Source organism: Nodosilinea nodulosa PCC 7104 (assembly GCF_000309385.1).
GTDB lineage: Bacteria > Cyanobacteriota > Cyanobacteriia > Phormidesmidales > Phormidesmidaceae > Nodosilinea > Nodosilinea nodulosa.
Window position 1 is genome coordinate 6,042,984 of the sequence record NZ_JH976537.1, and the last position, 16,581, is coordinate 6,059,564.

General features: G+C 61.9%; 10 protein-coding genes and 4 pseudogenes. 11 read left to right on the plus strand and 3 right to left on the minus strand.

The window, feature by feature from the left end; all coding sequences use genetic code 11:
- Window positions 1-18 precede the first annotated feature (18 nt).
- The 4 genes from LEPTO7104_RS0128050 (at window position 19) to trpA (ending at window position 2,257) form a co-directional block, all read left to right on the plus strand.
- Window positions 19-504 carry an MOSC domain-containing protein gene (locus tag LEPTO7104_RS0128050; RefSeq protein WP_017301914.1) on the plus strand — a complete coding sequence of 162 codons (486 nt, stop codon included), beginning with the start codon at window positions 19-21 and terminating at the stop codon, window positions 502-504.
- 168 nt (window positions 505-672) lie between these two features.
- Entirely contained in the window at window positions 673-915 is a 243-nt protein-coding gene (gene ndhL, locus LEPTO7104_RS0128055; protein WP_017301915.1) for an NAD(P)H-quinone oxidoreductase subunit L, read from the plus strand.
- Window positions 916-920: 5 nt separating this feature from the next.
- Window positions 921-1,226 (plus strand): DUF3007 family protein, encoded by a 306-nt coding sequence (locus tag LEPTO7104_RS0128060; protein ID WP_017301916.1) that lies wholly within the window; start codon window positions 921-923, stop codon window positions 1,224-1,226.
- Window positions 1,227-1,468: 242 nt separating this feature from the next.
- On the plus strand, window positions 1,469-2,257 hold the full coding sequence (gene trpA / locus LEPTO7104_RS0128065; RefSeq protein ID WP_017301917.1) for a tryptophan synthase subunit alpha: 789 nt from the start codon (window positions 1,469-1,471) through the stop codon (window positions 2,255-2,257).
- 42 nt (window positions 2,258-2,299) lie between these two features.
- Here the strand turns inward: trpA and LEPTO7104_RS37505 are convergent, their stop codons facing one another.
- Both LEPTO7104_RS37505 and LEPTO7104_RS0128075 read right to left on the minus strand, forming a co-directional pair.
- A complete protein-coding gene (locus tag LEPTO7104_RS37505; protein ID WP_017301918.1) occupies window positions 2,300-6,016 on the minus strand; it encodes an EAL domain-containing protein in 3,717 nt (1,238 codons plus the stop codon).
- A gap of 233 nt (window positions 6,017-6,249) precedes the next feature.
- Window positions 6,250-8,223: a histidine kinase dimerization/phospho-acceptor domain-containing protein gene (locus LEPTO7104_RS0128075; protein WP_017301919.1), complete on the minus strand. Its 1,974-nt coding sequence runs from the start codon at window positions 8,221-8,223 to the stop codon at window positions 6,250-6,252.
- A 340-nt stretch (window positions 8,224-8,563) separates the two neighbouring features.
- Between LEPTO7104_RS0128075 and LEPTO7104_RS0128080 the strand changes: the two genes are divergently transcribed.
- From LEPTO7104_RS0128080 to LEPTO7104_RS43835, 6 genes and pseudogenes are all read left to right on the plus strand, one after another.
- Window positions 8,564-9,286 (plus strand): circadian clock protein KaiA, encoded by a 723-nt coding sequence (locus LEPTO7104_RS0128080; RefSeq protein ID WP_017301920.1) that lies wholly within the window; start codon window positions 8,564-8,566, stop codon window positions 9,284-9,286.
- A 198-nt stretch (window positions 9,287-9,484) separates the two neighbouring features.
- Window positions 9,485-9,799 carry a circadian clock protein KaiB gene (gene kaiB, locus LEPTO7104_RS0128085; protein WP_017301921.1) on the plus strand — a complete coding sequence of 105 codons (315 nt, stop codon included), beginning with the start codon at window positions 9,485-9,487 and terminating at the stop codon, window positions 9,797-9,799.
- 295 nt (window positions 9,800-10,094) lie between these two features.
- Window positions 10,095-11,651, plus strand: coding sequence for a circadian clock protein KaiC (kaiC, locus tag LEPTO7104_RS0128090; protein ID WP_026073157.1), 1,557 nt, complete (start codon window positions 10,095-10,097; stop codon window positions 11,649-11,651).
- Between the two features lie 325 nt (window positions 11,652-11,976).
- Window positions 11,977-13,038: a response regulator transcription factor gene (locus LEPTO7104_RS0128095; RefSeq protein ID WP_017301923.1), complete on the plus strand. Its 1,062-nt coding sequence runs from the start codon at window positions 11,977-11,979 to the stop codon at window positions 13,036-13,038.
- Window positions 13,039-13,067: 29 nt separating this feature from the next.
- Window positions 13,068-15,164, plus strand: a pseudogene (locus LEPTO7104_RS41920) (PAS domain S-box protein); the annotation flags it as partial.
- Window positions 15,165-15,545: 381 nt separating this feature from the next.
- Window positions 15,546-15,793: pseudogene (locus LEPTO7104_RS43835) on the plus strand (sensor histidine kinase); the annotation flags it as partial.
- Here LEPTO7104_RS43835 and LEPTO7104_RS43840 read toward each other — a convergent pair.
- Window positions 15,790-15,969: pseudogene (locus tag LEPTO7104_RS43840) on the minus strand (NADPH-dependent FMN reductase); the annotation flags it as partial. The pseudogenes LEPTO7104_RS43835 and LEPTO7104_RS43840 sit on opposite strands and share 4 nt — an antisense overlap.
- Before the next feature lie 102 nt (window positions 15,970-16,071).
- Here LEPTO7104_RS43840 and LEPTO7104_RS35695 point away from each other — a divergent pair.
- Window positions 16,072-16,581, plus strand: a pseudogene (locus LEPTO7104_RS35695) (IS4 family transposase); the annotation flags it as partial.

Consider the following 16,581-nt stretch of genomic DNA (forward strand, 5'->3'; position numbering starts at 1 on the left):
TTTGACGGGTTCAATGCCATGGCGAACACGGGCCGAGTGGCGCAGATCAACATTTCACCGGGCGGAGTGCCCAAGCTGCCGGTGGCTACTGCCATAGTTACCGTCGCCGGTCTGAGCGATGATCGGCAGCGCAACCTTAGGGTTCACGGTGGCCCCGATCGCGCCCTCTGCCTGTGGTCCCTGGAGGTGATCGAAACCCTGCGCCGGGAGGGTCACCCGATTGCCCCCGGCAGTGCGGGCGAAAACCTCACTCTGGCGGGTCTGGACTGGGGCAGCCTGGGGCCGGGGAGTCAGCTCCAGCTGGGCGATCGGGTGCGGGTGGAAATTACCGACTACGCCGCCCCCTGCCGCACGGTGATGAGGTGGTTTAGCGATCGCCGCTTTAGCCGCATTAGCCAAACCCACTACCCCGGCAGCAGTCGGCTGTACGCGCGGGTGCTGCAAGGCGGGACGGTGACGACGGGCGATCGCGCCACCGTGCGGGCAGAGGGGCAAAGGCCGTGAGGCACGGTTGCGGGCTTTTCTCTTCTCGCCAACCCCTTTACATTCGGTTCCCTTTACAATGGGCACAGAAGCACTATGATTTGGGGTAAGCAGGCGCATGACAGGCCCTGCCTATGTCCCTCGGGCTTCACAGTCTGGGTTTCACAGTTGGGTTAGCGGATAATCACCATGACTTTGCCAGCGCTATCGAACGATTTTTTACTGGCGGCGGGAGCGTACGCCGGGATCGCCGGGATCTACCTGCTGGTTGTCCCCCTGGCCCTGCTGTTCTACGTGCAGCGGCGGTGGTACGTGGCCGGGTCCATCGAGCGCACCCTGCTGTACGGCCTGGTGTTTGCCTTTTTCCCCGGCATGCTGCTGTTTAGCCCATTCCTCAACTTTCGACCCCAGCCCCGCGACCTCAAGGCTTAGCGGCCATGCGACGCATTGACGTAATCGCCATTGGCATCGGCATTTTTTTGGCCGGGGGAGGCCTGTTTTTGGGCTTGCGGCTGTTTGGCCTCGACGGCATCAACGCTGGTATCTGGAGCCAGGCGGTGATGGTGGGGGGCGTAGTGGCCTGGCTGGCCAGCTATCTGCTGCGGGTAGTTACCCGCACCATGACCCTCAACCAGCAGATGGATGACTACGAGTCAGCGGTGCTCCAGCAGCGGCTCGACGAACTCAGCCCAGAGCAGCTAGCCGCCCTGCAGCAAAAGCTCAGTGCCGAGGACGAGGGCTAGTGCTTTGAGGCGGAAGTTTAGGGACTATTTCTGCGAGCCAGGGAGCGGGGGAGCTAGGGAGCCAAGCGTGCCAAAACGGTGGGTATATCTCCGTCTTCGAGTGCTAGTGCGCCGCATATCCAGATCTGTATGCCCAGAGCTGCGACCCAAGCCCGTAGACGCGGGGTCTATATTGCCCTAGAGTGCTCTATTGGGCTACCCGTTGGCCTACGTTCCCTAGCTTCAGTTTTCGGTATCCTGCCATGGCCCTAGTTTCCGATCGCTTTCGCGCCCTCAGGCAGCGGGGAGAATGTGCCCTCATTCCCTTCATTACCGCTGGCGACCCCGATCTCGAAACCACCGCAGCGGCCCTCCAGGTGCTCGACCAAAATGGAGCCGACTTCATCGAGCTGGGGGTGCCCTACTCCGACCCCCTGGCCGACGGGCCGGTGATTCAGGCGGCGGCCACCCGCGCCTTGGGCCAGGGGGTCACCCTCGATACCGTGCTCGCTATGGTGGCGGGGCTGAAGCTTCAGGCCCCGCTGATTTTGTTTACCTACTACAACCCCATTCTCAATCGGGGCATCGATCGGTTTATGGCCGATCTGGCGGCGGCGGGGGTGGCCGGACTGGTGGTGCCCGACCTGCCCCTAGAGGAGGTCGATGGCCTGCTGGCGGCGGCGGCGGCGGCGGCGATCGATGTCACCCTGCTGGTGGCACCCACCTCGCCCCCCGATCGCATTGAGGCGATCGCCGCCCAGGCCCAGGGGTTTGTGTACCTGGTCAGCGTCACCGGAGTAACGGGCGTGCGCAACGAGCTGCAAAGCCGGGTCAAAGACCTGATCGCCGGCCTCAAGCACACCACCGACAAGCCCGTGGGGGTAGGTTTCGGCGTTTCAGACCCCGACCAGGCCCAGCAGCTCAAAGCCTGGGGGGCCGACGGCGTGATTGTGGGCAGCGCCTTTGTCAAACGGCTGGCCGCCGACCCTCCCCCGGTGGCCCTGGCCACGATTGCCGATTTTTGCCGTCGCCTCAAGGCGTCCCTGGCCTAGACAGCTCTGTTACTGCCGCCCCGTTACCGCCTGCGCCAGCCGCTAGGCCGGGGCGGTAACGGGGCGCAAAAAGGCGGCGACGGCCTCCGCAGGCTGGGGCCGCCCAAACAGATAGCCCTGCATTTCGGTGCAGCCCAACCGCTGCAAGCACAGAGTCTGGTCGGTGGTCTCGACCCCCTCGGCTACCAGGCTGAGCGACAGCCCCTTGGCCATGGCAATAATGGCATTGACCATGGCCTGGTCCACCGGGCTGTGGGGTAAATCTTTGACAAAGGCGCGATCGATCTTGATGCCGTCGAGGGGAAACTGCTTCAGGTGGCTGAGGCAGGAGTAGCCGGTGCCAAAATCGTCCATCGAAATCTTGACCCCCAGCTGGCGCAGGTCTTGCAGCCGCTCAATGGAGGCCGCCATGTCGGCCATCGCCGCCGTTTCGGTGATCTCTAGCTCCAGGCAGGTGGCGGGCAGGCCGGTTTCTTTCAGCACCGCCACCACAACGTTGACCAGGTTGGGGTGCTGCAGCTGGCGGGCCGACAGGTTTACCGCCAAGTTGACCAGGGGAAAGCCCTGACGGTGCCAGGCCATGACCTGGGCACAGGCCGTCCGCATGACCCACTCGCCAATGGGGACAATCAGCCCGTTTTCCTCCGCCAGGGGAATGAACTGGCTGGGAGTTACCAAGCCCAAGCTGGGATGCTGCCAGCGCAGCAGGGCCTCTATCTGCACAACTTCCCCAGTGACGACATTCACCTGAGGTTGGTAGTGCAACACAAACTCGCTGCGCCCCAGGGCGTGGTGCAAAAAGGTTTCCAGCCTCAGCCGCTGGGCGGCTTCGGTGCTCAGGCTCTGGGTGTAAAACTGGTAGTTGTTGCGGCCCTGCTGCTTGGCCCGGTACATGGCGGCGTCGGCGTTTTGAAGCAGGGTGGTCATGTCCTGCCCGTCCTGGGGAAACAGGGCAATGCCGAGACTGGCCGTCACGTGCAGCTCGTGGTTTTGCAGCAAGAATGGCGTTGTCAGGTGATCGGCAATGCGCCGGGCCACCTTGGCGGCATCCCCAGGGGTAGCCAGGTTGGGCAAAATCAGGGTAAATTCGTCGCCCCCCCAGCGCGCCACAATGTCCTCGGCCCGCAGGGCGGCGCTGACGCGCTGGGTCACCTGCTGGAGCAGCAGATCGCCTACCGCATGGCTGAGGGTGTCGTTGATGGTTTTGAAATGGTCGAGGTCTAAAAAAATAACGGCCAGCATTTGATCACTCTGGCTGGTGCGGGCGATCGCCTGGGGCAGGTGCTGGTCAAAAAAGGCCCGGTTGGGCAACCCGGTGAGCGTATCGTGGTATACCTGGTAGCACATCTGGGCCTCCGTTCGCTGGCGCTTGAGGGCGCCGCCCAGGCTCGCCGCCACCGCCACCAAAATCGACTCGTCGCTGGCGCTCCACTCCCACTCCTGCTGGCAGGCATCGAAGCCGATGTAGCCCCACAGGTCGGCGTCAATAAAAATCGGCACCATCAAAATAGACAAAATATCGTCCCGCAGCAGTACGGCCTGCTCGGCGGGGGGGAGATGGCGAGTCAAAGCGCAGATCGATTGCCCCCGCTGGAGGGCATTGTGCCAGCGCTCCAGGCCCAGCTCGCGGTAGCTCTGGTCTTGCAGGTGGGGCTGGCCCAGGCCGGCGGTGGTGGTGGGGGTGGTCCACTCGTAGCACAGGGTCATGGCCGGTTCGCCCGTGACCGAGTGGGGATGGTGGGTGTAGACGTAGGCGCGGTCGGCGGTGGCGGCTTCGCCCAGCAGCGCCAGCACCCGGGGGATGGCCTGGTGAACGTCGGTGGTGGTCAGCAGGCACTGGCTGGCCTCGGCCACCCCTTGCAGCAGGCGATCGCGGCGCAGAATCGCCGCCTCGCCGCGCTTGCGATCGGTAATATCTTCGACGGTGCCCTCGTAGCCAATCAGCAGGTTGCGATCGTCATAGATCGCCCGCGCCGACTCTGAAATCCAGATCACGGCGCCGTCTTTGCGGTAGACCTCAGACTCAAACCCCAGCACCGATCCGTTGGCCCAAATCAGCTCGACAAACTCCTGGCGGCGATCGGGCCGCACGTAGAGCTGCTGGTTGATATCGGTCAAGTTCTGGATCAGATCCTGGGGTGAATTGTAGCCGTAGAGCCTAGCTAGCATAGGGTTTACGGTCAAATACTGCCCCTGGGGCGTGCTCTGAAACATGCCCTCGACGGCGTTCTCAAAAATGCTGCGATACTTGGCCTCGGCCCGCTTTAGCGACAGCTCGGTGCGCCGCCGCTCCAGGGCCAGGGCAATGTCGGCGGTCACCACCCGCAGCAGGTCGATCTCGGCCTCGCTCCAGGGCTGGGGGGCGAGGCAGTTGCTAAAGCCCATTACGCCCTGGAGCTGGTTTTGAATCATTAACGGCAGCAGCAGCAGCGACTTGACGTGGCTGGGGGGGCTGGCCAACACCTGGCGCTGGAGGTCAGAAAAGTCCGCTTCTACCAGGTTGATGATCTGCTGCTGATTGAGGATGTCGTACCAATCGGTAAACAGAGGATCGACGGCCAGCGTCTGAAACCGGGGGTCGTCAGCGGTGGGCGGTATGCCCGGCGCTGACCACTCTACCCGCTGCACCAGGGACGGTGCGGACTCCCCTTGCAGCTCGTAGTAGTAGACCCGGCTGGCCCCGGAGAGCTGTCCCAGCGCCGCAAAGATTTCGGTCATGGGGCGCTCTTGCCAGCCCCACTGCCAGGCCAGGAGCTGGCGCTGGATCTCGGCCAGGGTGGATAGAATCTGCTCTCGACGCTTGAGGGTTTGCTGGTCGGCAATCTGCCCGGTGACATCCTCAAAGGTGCACAGCACCCCCATGACGCTGCCCTCGGGATCGCGCATGGGCAGCCGACTGCAATCGACCCAGCCCTGGTGGCCGCTGGGGTAGGTTTGGGGTTCAATGGCGTGGAGATCGACGAGGCCCTGGGCCATCACCAGGCGATCGCGGGCGGCCCGGTAGGAGGCCTCTTCGCCGTTGGGATAGGGCAAATCGGCATCGGTGCTGCCCACGATGTCGGCGGGGGCAGCCAGCCCCATAACCCTGGCAAAGGCCTGGTTACAGCCTAGATAGTGCCCCTGGCTGTTCTTCCAAAACAGGGGTTGGGGAATGCTGTCGAGCACCAGCTCCAGCAGGTCTTCGCGGGCCTGTAGGGCCTGCTCGGCCTGGCGCAGGGCGGCCTCCGACTGCTTCAGGGGGGTAATGTCGGTAATAAACCCCTCCAGCCCGGCGATCGCGCCCTGGCTATCCACAATGGGCGATCCTTTTTCCCACACCCACTTCTCCTCGCCGCTGCGGGTGCGAATGCGGTACTCCACCTCGTAGGCCTGTCTCAAGTCGATCGCCCGCTGAATGCTGTCCAGCACCTGGGGCAGGTCTTCTGGATGGGTAATGGTGTTGTACGACACCGGGGTCTGGGGACTCAGCAACTCCGCTGGCTGGTAGCCGGTGAGCAGGTAGCAGCCGGCACTGAGGTAGCGCATCGACCAGCTAGCGTCGCCATCGGCCTGAAACACGATGCCCGGCATCACGTCAATCAAGCGCTGGAGAGCCGTGGTTCCCGCAGCCAGCGTCGGGCCATTCGGCTGGCCAACCCAGCGATTTTGGCCCAGCAGCGCCAGAATAAGCCAATACAGAAGCGCAGAGGGAGTAGGGGAGAGTCGGGCCGCAGGATTAGGGACTACAGGGTCAGGACGATGGAACTCAGAATCGTGCATAGGTCATCGGCATGGCGGGTTTTGCCCCACGGCTTGGTTTTAATATGCCCAAAATCAAACCTGAGAATGATGTCTAACTATACTTAAGCGGCACTTTCACATCTCCAAACCCCAAGCGGGGGCCAATATTCCAAGCGCAACTGAAATATGCCGACTATTCCAGCTCGCTTGGCTCCCTAGCTCTCCTGCTCCCTCGCGCTTGGCAGTAGTCGCCACCCTTGTGCCGCAGGCTGCTAGTCCCCCAGGGTCGGGCAGGCCAGCGCGATCGCCTGCATTAAGCTCAGCGCCGCCTGGGTCGGGGGCTGGGTCAGTGCCTCGGGGCAGGGCACCAAAAGCAGCCCCAGGGCCAAAGCCGCATCCCAGTCGTCGGGAGGAACTAAAGTAACTACGGGCAGTCGGGCCAGATCCGGCTGGGCGGCCAGCGCCTGAAGGTCGGCGATCGCGGCGGGTAGCGCCCGATCCAAAATAATCGCCTGGGGCTGCCACACCCGGCTGAGCAAATTTGCCTGGGGCAAGTCATCCACCTGAAGCAGACGGCAGCGGTACCGCTGCAGGCAGGTCTGCACCGGCTGCGGCAGCACAGCATCTACCTCCGGTGAGCGCAACAGCAGCATAGTTCCCCCCTGCGCCACTGAAAGCGGCTCCAGGCAAACCTGATCGAGGGTGGGCCGCAGACTCTGGGGCAGGGTTTCGATGACCAGCGTCTTGGGCACCCCGGCGGTCGCCGTTGGGGGCAGGGGCCGCTCGGGGCGATCGCTGGCCGTTTTTAGAAACACCACCCCAGGCATTTTCAACCGCTTCACCAAAGACAGACGGGCGGCGGCCTCCGCCGGAGCAGCGGCCAGTGATTCCCAATCGATCAGGGTACAGGAGGGCGCCAGGCGAGCCTGCATGGCCACCATCACCCGGCAGCAGGGCGCCACCGCCAGGCGGTAGGGGCTGCCCCGCAAAATGCCGTAGACTTGCTCAATGACGGTCTCGCTGGCGCTGCCCAGCAGCACCAGCACAGTTTTGCTGCCGCTGTCGGCGGTGGGGGGGGCGGGCAGCAGCAGGGTAATGCGGCTACCCCAGACGGGAGTGCTAAGGCCGCTCAACTCGCCGCCCTGGAGCTGGCTAAACCGGCGGGCCAGGGTCAGGCCTAGCCCCTCCAGGGAATCTGGCTCGGGCGGCGAGGGCACCGCCGCCCCTAACGGTGAGCCAGGGTTGACCATCGCCGTGGAACTCCACAGGGTCAGACCCAGCCAGGAGCCCCAGGGCTCAACTAAAATTCCCCCCGGCGTGGCTCCGTGGGAAATCAGGTAGCCCAGAATGTGGTGGAGGCTCTGGCGCAGGCGCAGAGGGTCGGCCTGCACCCAGCCTTCGGCCGTGGCTAGACAAACCGCAAATTCTGCATCCCAGGTCACAGCGCCCCCGCCCTTGGGCTGAAGGCTTAAAAAGTTGGGTACCAGCTCCTGGGTCAGGGACTGTAGGTAAACTCGCTCCAGGCTGGGGCTAATTTGGCCCGACTCCAGCCGCATCCAGTCCAGCAGCAGGTTGATCAGGGTGGTCAGGTTGCGAATGGCCTGCTGCATCAGGCTGACGTAGCGGAACTGGCGATCGCTCAGGGAGCCAATCCGGCGATCGAGCAGCAGGGTCGAAAGCCCTAACAGCGTCGTCATTGGCGTCTTGAGGGCGTGGCTCAGCTCTAGCACCCAGGCCCGCTGCCCGCCACCCTCCGGCTCTGAATCGGGTGCAGCGGGGGCGTCTGACCGAATGTTGAGAGCTAGCCAACCCAAAATTCTCACCGGATCTAGCACCCCCAGGTACTGGCCGTCGGAGTCTACCGCCACCAGCGGGCGAGCCGGGGCCTCCTGGGTGAGTCTGCCCAGATGGGCCAGGGTCGAGGCCTGCAAAATCTGGCTCGAGGGAACTTCCACCACTGGCCCTAGCCAGGGTTGACAGTCAAACAGGCGTAGCTCAGCACGCTCCTCCCCCGGCACCCTCCCATGGAGGGCCTGGTAGCTGGCCCACAGCTGGCCCAGGGCCAGGGCGCCCAGGGGGCGTTGCTCATCGTCAACCACAATAATGTGGCTGGGGGCGATCGCGGTCCGCCGTCCCCTATCCGTCCCCTCCGACTGCCCCAGGGCGCGGGCGATTTCGCCCAGCGGAGTGACCAGGCCATAGGCCGGGACAAGGCTTAAAAAGTGATCGAGGGGCGGCAGCGCCATAGGCTAATCCCCTGGGGGTTAGAGGCTGGGTTTTAAGGGCAGGCTGTATTCTGGCAGCCACCCTTTACAATTGACAATATCTTGGTTTTTGCGCTGAGGCAGGGAAACAACCCCATAGTCCTCGCGTCGGCATCTTTCACCTTTCTGTCCCGCTCATTACCTATCGCCCCTTTCGCCCTTTGGTTTCTCCCCTTCAGATTTATTTCCTGACCCGTGGTGATCAGGCTACGCAGGTTCCCGAGCTAAATCTGGACCCAAATCGTTACGTAGTGCATCAAACCGCTATCTTAGATGACACCCTAGACTGGCTCCAGAGTCGCCCGACCTGCCCGATTGCCTGGTGGTAGATGACCAGATATGGCAGCAGTCCCTGCGGCCCGCGCTGATGCAGCTAGGGCTGATGCTGCCAGTGGTGGTCATGCTAAATGAGCCAGATACCGCCGACCGAGAAACCCAGGCCAGTGCCGTCCCTGTCGCCGGAATTGGGGCCTATCCCGGCGCCGTCCTTCACCGCGCTGGCGATGCCCTGGGTCAGATTGAGCGCGTGATCCAAAACGCCATCCAAGAATTTTTACAGCTGCCAAGCCCCAGCGTGGCTTTGACCGCCGTTGTTCCCAGCGATGAGTCTAGCTCCTTGGCCGAGAGCCTCAGCGCCCAGCAGCATCGGCTCACCGAAAAACTCAAGGCCAGACTGGGCTATTTGGGAGTTTACTACAAGCGCAACCCCAGCAACTTTTTACGCCACATGAGTCTGGAAGACCGCCATGCTCTGCTAGACCAGCTCAGGACGGACTACCGCAAAATCGTCCTAGCCTACTTTGCCAACAACACCAAGCTCAACCTCAACCAGCTCATCGATGACTTTGTGGATCAGGCCTTTATGGCCGATATATCGGTAGCTCAAATTGTTGAAATTCACATGGAGCTAATGGATAACCTCTCCAAGCAGCTTAAGCTGGAGGGGCGCAGCGAAGAAATTTTGCTCGACTACCGTCTCACCCTGATTGACGTGATTGCCCATTTATGTGAGATGTATCGGCGGTCAATTCCTCGGCAGCCCTAGGGCATGTCATCAATTCTCGCTACAATCCCTATCCCAAGGCGTTGCCACGCCCGACCCCAAAAAAACAGGCTAGAAGCTGTAACCGCTGATTCTTAGGCCATTGGCAATTACATTGATGACAGCCCCTAGCGGCAGGGCTATCCGCCTCAAATACTTCCCTATACAATCATCCATGTCCCTGTCAACCCACAGCGTTCCATGAGCTCCGTCAAAAAGACCTACATTCTCAAGCTCTATGTCGCGGGCAATACTCCCAACTCCATTCGTGCCCTTAAAACCCTCAACAACATCCTGGAAGAAGAGTTTCAGGGGGTTTACGCCCTGAAGGTGATTGACGTGCTCAAAAATCCGCAGCTGGCGGAGGAGGACAAGATTTTGGCCACCCCTACCCTAGCCAAAATTCTGCCGCCGCCGGTACGCAAAATCATCGGCGATCTGTCCGATCGCGAGCGGGTGCTGATTGGCCTTGACCTGCTCTACGACGAGCTGCGCGAAGACGACATCTATGGCTAGGGCTGGAGGTTGTCCCCAGGGCCAATCCGGGAGAGCATTCCTGCGGTTGGGGTTTGGCTGGGGCCGCAGTTGGTAAATCGGTTGGGGGAACGCTAAAATCCCTAGGCTTATGGTGAATCCTGATTTAAAAGCAGGCCTGCCGGTGACACCGAGCTCGCGGCCAGCGCCGCTGGACGATGCCGCCTGACAGGCTTAAAATCCTTGACGGTAGCCGCTTCGGGGTATGCTTGATCCTCAGAAAGTACCGTAAGTTATTAAGGGCAGCTACCCTGCCTGATACCCGTAACAACCTCCCATGACAGACTCTGACCCGACCGAATTGCAGCCCTCCGCGCGACCCATGGGTGTGCAAAAGATCCGCACGACCATAGAGGGCTTTGACGACATCAGCCACGGTGGACTGCCGGCGGGGCGATCGACTCTGGTGAGCGGCACCTCCGGTACCGGTAAAACCCTGTTTGCGGTGCAGTTTATCTACAACGGCATCACGGAGTTTGATGAACCTGGGGTGTTTGTCACCTTTGAGGAGTCGCCCGAGGACATCATTCAAAACGCCTACAGCTTTGGCTGGGACCTCCAGCAGCTGGTGGACGACGGCAAGCTGTTTATTCTCGATGCCTCCCCCGATCCCGAAGGGCAGGATGTGGTGGGCAACTTTGATCTCTCGGCGCTGATCGAGCGGATTCAGTACGCCATTCGCAAGTACAAGGCGCGGCGGGTTTCCATTGACTCGGTGACGGCGGTGTTTCAGCAGTACGACGCAGCCTCGGTGGTGCGGCGGGAGATTTTTCGCCTGGTGGCTCGCCTCAAGCTGATGGGCGTCACTACGGTGATGACCACCGAGCGCCTGGATGAGTACGGCCCGGTGGCTCGGTTTGGAGTCGAAGAATTTGTCTCTGACAACGTGGTGATTGTGCGCAACGCCCTGGAGGGGGAGCGCCGCCGCCGCACCATCGAAATTCTCAAGCTGCGGGGTACCACCCACATGAAGGGAGAGTATCCCTTCACCATTACCAACGGCGGCGTCAATATCTTCCCGCTGGGGGCCATGCAGCTGACCCAGCGATCGTCGAACGCGCGGGTGTCGTCGGGGGTGCCCACCCTGGACGAAATGTGCGGCGGCGGCTTTTTCAAGGACTCAATTATTTTGGCGACGGGGGCGACGGGCACGGGCAAAACCCTGCTGGTCAGCAAGTTTTTGGTGGACGGCTGCAAAAACGGCGAGCGGGCGATTTTGTTTGCCTACGAAGAGTCTCGCGCCCAGCTGTCGCGCAACGCCTATTCCTGGGGGGTCGACTTTGAGGCCATGGAGGAGCAGGGGCTGTTGAAAATTATCTGCGCCTACCCGGAGTCGGCGGGCCTAGAAGATCATCTACAAATCATCAAGACCGAGATCTCGCAGTTTAAGCCGTCGCGGGTGGCGATCGACTCGCTGTCTGCCCTCGATCGCGGCGTCAGCAACAACTCCTTTCGCCAGTTTGTGATTGGCGTGACGGGCTTTGCCAAGCAGGAGGAAATCACCGGCTTTTTCACCAACACCACCGAGCAGTTTATGGGGCTGCACTCGATTACCGAGTCGCACATTTCCACTATTACCGACACGATTTTAATGCTGCAATACGTGGAGGTGCGAGGCGAACTATCGCGGGCAATCAACGTCTTTAAAATGCGCGGCTCGTGGCACGACAAGGGCATTCGCGAGTACACCATCAACAGCCAGGGGCCAGATATTAAAGACTCCTTCCGCAACCTGGAGCGGATCATTAGCGGTTCACCCACCCGCATTTCGGTGGATGAAAAGAGCGAGCTATCGCGGATTATTCAGGGCGTTCAGGGCGATTCGGAGCTGTAGGGCAACGCGCCCCGTGTCAATGACAGCCTCCAGCCTGGTGCCCCAGGGCGCGCCATCAATGCTGGCTAAATCTGCGGTCTCAGCGATGCCAGATATCCCCCCAGGGATAGTTGTGGATTTTGAGGTATAGATATTTCCAGGGGGATGCCATTTTGAGATAGGGGGTTGTGGCCAGGGGGGCGGCGGAGTATCGTAGGGGCAATATGCCCCAATTCAAGGCCAGCAGGGGGGCGCCTCTGGGCAAACGCCAGCGGGCACACGTCAGAACTCGACCTGGACGTGGTACGGCGCTCCTCAAGTGCTCTTTTGGGTTACTTCTCTCACGATGAAAATCCTGCTGTTAGAGGACGATCCATCGACCAGTGAGTTTTTGGCCGATACCCTGACCACCCATCGCTATGCCGTCGATGCGATCGCCGATGGAGCCATTGGTTTTGACCTGGCCAGCCGCTGGCCCTACGATCTGCTGATCATCGATTGGCTCCTGCCCAGCCTGGATGGCCTGGAGGTCTGCCGCCGCCTGCGCGCCCAGGGCAGTCAGATTCCCATCCTCATGCTCACGGTCAAAACCGCCAGCGCCGATATCGTCGCCGGGCTAGATGCCGGGGCCGATGACTACCTGGCCAAATCCTGCGATGCCCCCCAGCTGCTGGCGCGGGTGCGGGCGCTGCTGCGGCGCAGCGGCACCACCGCGCCAGTTCTGCGCTGGGGCGATCTGTGCCTCGACCCGGCCCTGACCCAGGTGACCTATGGCCAGCAGCCGATCGCCTGTCGGCCCAAGGAGTACGAGCTGCTAGAGCTGTTTTTGCGCCATCCGCAGCGGCTGCTCACCCGCAGCGCCATTATTGACCACCTCTGGCCCATGGCCGATACGCCCGTCGAAGGCTCCGTCACCAACTTAATTAAAGATCTGCGCCAGCGGTTAAAGGGGGCGGGGCTGGCTATCAGCCCCATTGAAACCGTCTACGGGCTGGGCTATCGGCTCAAGGCGCCCCCCCAAGCCACGCCGACACCGGCTCTCGCCGCTGCCAGTCCACCCTCAGCCCGACTGGAGGCGGTGATGCAGCGGGCCACCCAGCATTTTCGGGCTTCCCTAGAGCAGCGGCTGGGGGTGCTCGACGGGGCCATGCAGGCACTGGAAACGGGCACCCTTGACCCCCAGCAGCGGCAGTTGGCCAGGGCCGAAGCTCACCGCCTGGCCGGGGGGCTGGGGATTTTTGGCTATGCCCAGGCGGCGGAAGTGGCGGAGGCGATCGAGGAGCTGCTGACGGCGGAGCCACCCCCGCAGCTGCAATCTGAGCTGGCCCACCGCCTGGCGTTGCTAAAGCGATCGCTGGTGCTTGCCGCCATGGAGGAAAGCGCCGAGCCCGAGCCCGCCAACCCCTAGGCAATGCCTTAGCTGTGACCTAGCGCCCTATGCCCCTACTTCAACAGAGCCGCCTGCCCCCTCCCCTATCGCTGCACTGGGTCGTGACGGTGCCGCTGGCGCTCTCCACGCTGGGGGCGACGATTTTGGTGGGCTACCTGGGTCTGCGGGGAGGGGCCGATGGGGCGCGTCAAATTCTGCCGCTGTCGCTGCTCACCCTGGAGCTGGCGATCGCCCTGGGCCTGGTACTGACCCAGAGACTGCTGCTCCGCCTGCGGCTGTTTGCCCGCGTCAGCGGCGAGCTGGCGGCGGGAAATTTGGCCCAGCGATTGCCCACCAACAGCCACATCAAGGAGTTCAACCATCTGGCCAGCGCCTTTAACCAGATGGCCGCCCAGCTACAGCGCTCGTTTCAGGGTATGCAAACTACCCTGACCGAGTCGGAAACCAAGTTCACCACCATCTTTCGCACCAGCCCCGACCCGATCGCCATTGCCACCCGCGCTGAGGGGCGGCTGATAGATGTCAACCACAGCCTGCTGGAGTTCTTTGGCTACAGCCGTGAAGAGATGCTGGGGCGCACGGCCCTGGAGCTAAACCTGTGGGCCGATCTAGCGCAGCGCGATCGCTACCGCACCCTGCTCGATCGGCAGGGCCGGGTGCGCAATTTGGAAGTGCAGGTCATCACCCGGTCAGGGGAAACCAAAACCGTGCTGCTCTCCGCTGAGGCCCAGACCCTAGAGGGCCAGGACTGCCTGATTGTGACCCACCGCGACATTACCGATCGCCACCGGGCCGAAGCCGCCCTGCGCCAGAGCCAGCAGCGGCTCGCCCTGGCCCAGCGGGTGGCCCAGGTGGGCCACTGGGAATATGACGTTGCCAGCCAGGCGCTCACCTGGTCGGCGCTCACCTTTCAAAACTGGGGCCTCGACCCCAGCGCCCCGACCCCGACGCTGGCTGCGCTCCTGCGGATGCTGCCCCCGGAGGATCGCGATCGCCTGATCCAGCACATCGAAACCACCATTGCCACGGGCATGCCCTACCAGATGGACCTGCGACCCATCCATCCCGATGGCTCTGTCCACTACCTCGACGCCCGCGGCGAGCCTGTTTTTGACGACCGGGGCCGGGTGGTGAAGCTGGTGGGGGTCTCGGTGGATATCACCGATCGCAAGCGGGCTGAGCTGGCCCTTCAGGAGAGCGAAGCCCGCTTTCGCCAGCTGGCCGAGGCCGTGCAGGAGGGCTTTTTTGTCTACGACATCGACACCGACTACTACGCCTACCTCAACTCGTCCTACTGGACCATTCTGGATCTCCCGCCCGGCGACAGCTCCTACAGCATGGCCAACTGGCTCGTGGGCATTCACCCCGGCGATCGCGATCGCATTGAAGCGGCCCTAGCCCAAGAGCGCCAGGGCATCGACTTCGAGCAGGAGTATCGCTACATCACCCCCAGGGGCGAGCTGCGCTGGCTGCGTTCAAAGGCTTTTCCGCTGCTCGACGACAGCGGCAAGGTGGTGCGCATTGTCGGCACCGTGGAGAACATTACCGAGCGCAAGCGGGTCGAAGAGGCCCTGCGCCAGAGCGAAGCCCGCTTTCGCAGCGCCTTTGATGATGCCCCCTACGGCATTTCGCTGGTCTCAACCACCGGGCAGTTTGTGCTGGCCAACGCCTACTACTGCACCATGCTGGGCTATACCGAAGCCGAGCTGCTCCACCTCAGATTTAAAGACATTACCCACCCCGACGACCGGGCCGATGACTGGGCCGGGTTTCAGCAGATGATGAGCGGCGAAGCCCGCACCTACGAGATCGAAAAACGCTACCTCACCAAAAAGGGGGAGACGATTCCGGTGGTGGTCAATGCGGCCCCCATCTACGATGCGGCGGGGAACCCACTGTACTCAGTGGGCCATGTGCAGGATATTCGCGATCGCCTCGCCATCGATCGCATGAAAGACGAGTTTATTTCGGTGGTGAGCCACGAGCTGCGCACGCCAATTACTGCCATTCAGGGGGCGCTGGCGCTGCTGGGGGCAAACGTCTACGCCAACCGTCCCGAAAAAGCCCGCCACATGCTGGCGATCGCCATCAACAACAGCGATCGCCTGGTGCGCCTGGTGGACGACATTCTCAGCTTCGAGCGCCTGGAGTCGGGCCAGGTGCAGCTAGAGAAAGAACCCTGCCCGATCGCCCCCCTCATGTACCAGGCCATGGACAGCGTGCAGCCCCTAGCCGACCAATCGGGCATCACCATTGCGCTCACCCCCCTCAGCACCATTCTGTGGGCCGCCCCCGACGCCATCCTCCAGGTGCTCACCAATCTGCTCAGCAACGCCATCAAGTTTTCAGACCAGGGGCAGACGGTGTGGCTGCGAGCTGAGGAGCTGAAGAGTGGGGGAGTGGGGGAGTGGGGGAGTGGGGGAGGAGGAGCGTGGGAGCGTGGGAGCGTGGGAGCGTGGGTAAGCCGAAGCGCTACCCCATCACCCCATCACCCCATCACCCCATCACCCCATCCTTCCACTCTCCTCCTCACCGTCCGCGATCGCGGTCGCGGCATTCCCCCTGACAAGCTCGATCGCATCTTTGAGCAGTTTCAGCAGGTCGATGCCTCCGACTCCAGGCGGCGGGGGGCACCGGGCTGGGGCTGGCGATCTGCAAGCGCATTGTGCAGCAGCACCAGGGCCAGATCTGGGTGGAGAGCCAGGTGGGCCAGGGCAGCACCTTTTTTGTGGCCCTGCCCCTCACCCCCCAGGCTAACCCAGAGGTTGCCTAGGCCCTGCCGCGCAGCTTTTGGGTGTTGTCGTAGAGGCTCTGGGCCAGGCCGTCCAGCCGCTCCGAGAGCCTGGCATCCGTCAGCTTGCCCTGGTCATCGAAGGCCTGCCAAGCCTGGCCGATCGCCACCTGCTCGGGAATCACCCAGGTGTGCACCCAGCGCAGAATGGTGCGCAGCTTAACGGGTGACAAGGGCCATCAACATCATACGGTATAAGGGTTTGAGACAATGGAGGGGCAAAAAAATAGGGAACCCCAATGCGGCTCCCCCTAATCAATATGTTTCCTGCATTCTACCAAACCACCCTTCGCACCCACCTGAGTGAAGCCCAGTACTTGACCTTGCAGCTGTTGTTGCTATTGCTACAGGCCCACCGACAGGTCAAACTCTCGGTGTTAGCCAGCGTCTTTCCTCAGCCGATTCAGTATCAAAGTCGAAAACGCAACTTACAGCGATTTTTAGCGCTGCCAAAACTTACCCTCAAGGTGCTGTGGTTTCCACTGCTCAAGTATTGGATTCGGCAAGTGCAAACGGGACGGGGGTTGAACCGCGACCAACGCCGCCGTCTAAGAACGCTCAAACATCATCAACATGGCTATTGGATTCTGGCTATCGACCGCACGGAATGGAAAGGACGGAATATCTTCATGGTCAGCGTGGTGTGGGGGACTCACGCCTTACCCGTCTATTGGGAGTTGTTAGGGCAGGCGGGCAGTAGTGACCTAACAACGCAACAGCGACTCCTCAAAAACGGCCCTGTCCTTGTTCAAGTCTTATCCGGTGCTCGT

Excerpts from the sequence above, each read along its gene's own strand:
- LEPTO7104_RS0128050 (WP_017301914.1), top strand. The coding sequence starts at position 19 with ATGGCGAACACGGGCCGAGTGGCGCAGATCAACATTTCACCGGGCGGA.
- LEPTO7104_RS0128075 (WP_017301919.1), bottom strand. The coding sequence starts at position 8,223 with ATGGCGCTGCCGCCCCTCGATCACTTTTTAAGCCTTGTCCCGGCCTAT.
- kaiB (WP_017301921.1), top strand. The coding sequence starts at position 9,485 with ATGAGCTCCGTCAAAAAGACCTACATTCTCAAGCTCTATGTCGCGGGC.
- LEPTO7104_RS37505 (WP_017301918.1), bottom strand. The coding sequence starts at position 6,016 with ATGCACGATTCTGAGTTCCATCGTCCTGACCCTGTAGTCCCTAATCCT.
- kaiC (WP_026073157.1), top strand. The coding sequence starts at position 10,095 with ATGACAGACTCTGACCCGACCGAATTGCAGCCCTCCGCGCGACCCATG.
- LEPTO7104_RS0128060 (WP_017301916.1), top strand. The coding sequence starts at position 921 with ATGCGACGCATTGACGTAATCGCCATTGGCATCGGCATTTTTTTGGCC.
- ndhL (WP_017301915.1), top strand. The coding sequence starts at position 673 with ATGACTTTGCCAGCGCTATCGAACGATTTTTTACTGGCGGCGGGAGCG.
- LEPTO7104_RS0128095 (WP_017301923.1), top strand. The coding sequence starts at position 11,977 with ATGAAAATCCTGCTGTTAGAGGACGATCCATCGACCAGTGAGTTTTTG.
- trpA (WP_017301917.1), top strand. The coding sequence starts at position 1,469 with ATGGCCCTAGTTTCCGATCGCTTTCGCGCCCTCAGGCAGCGGGGAGAA.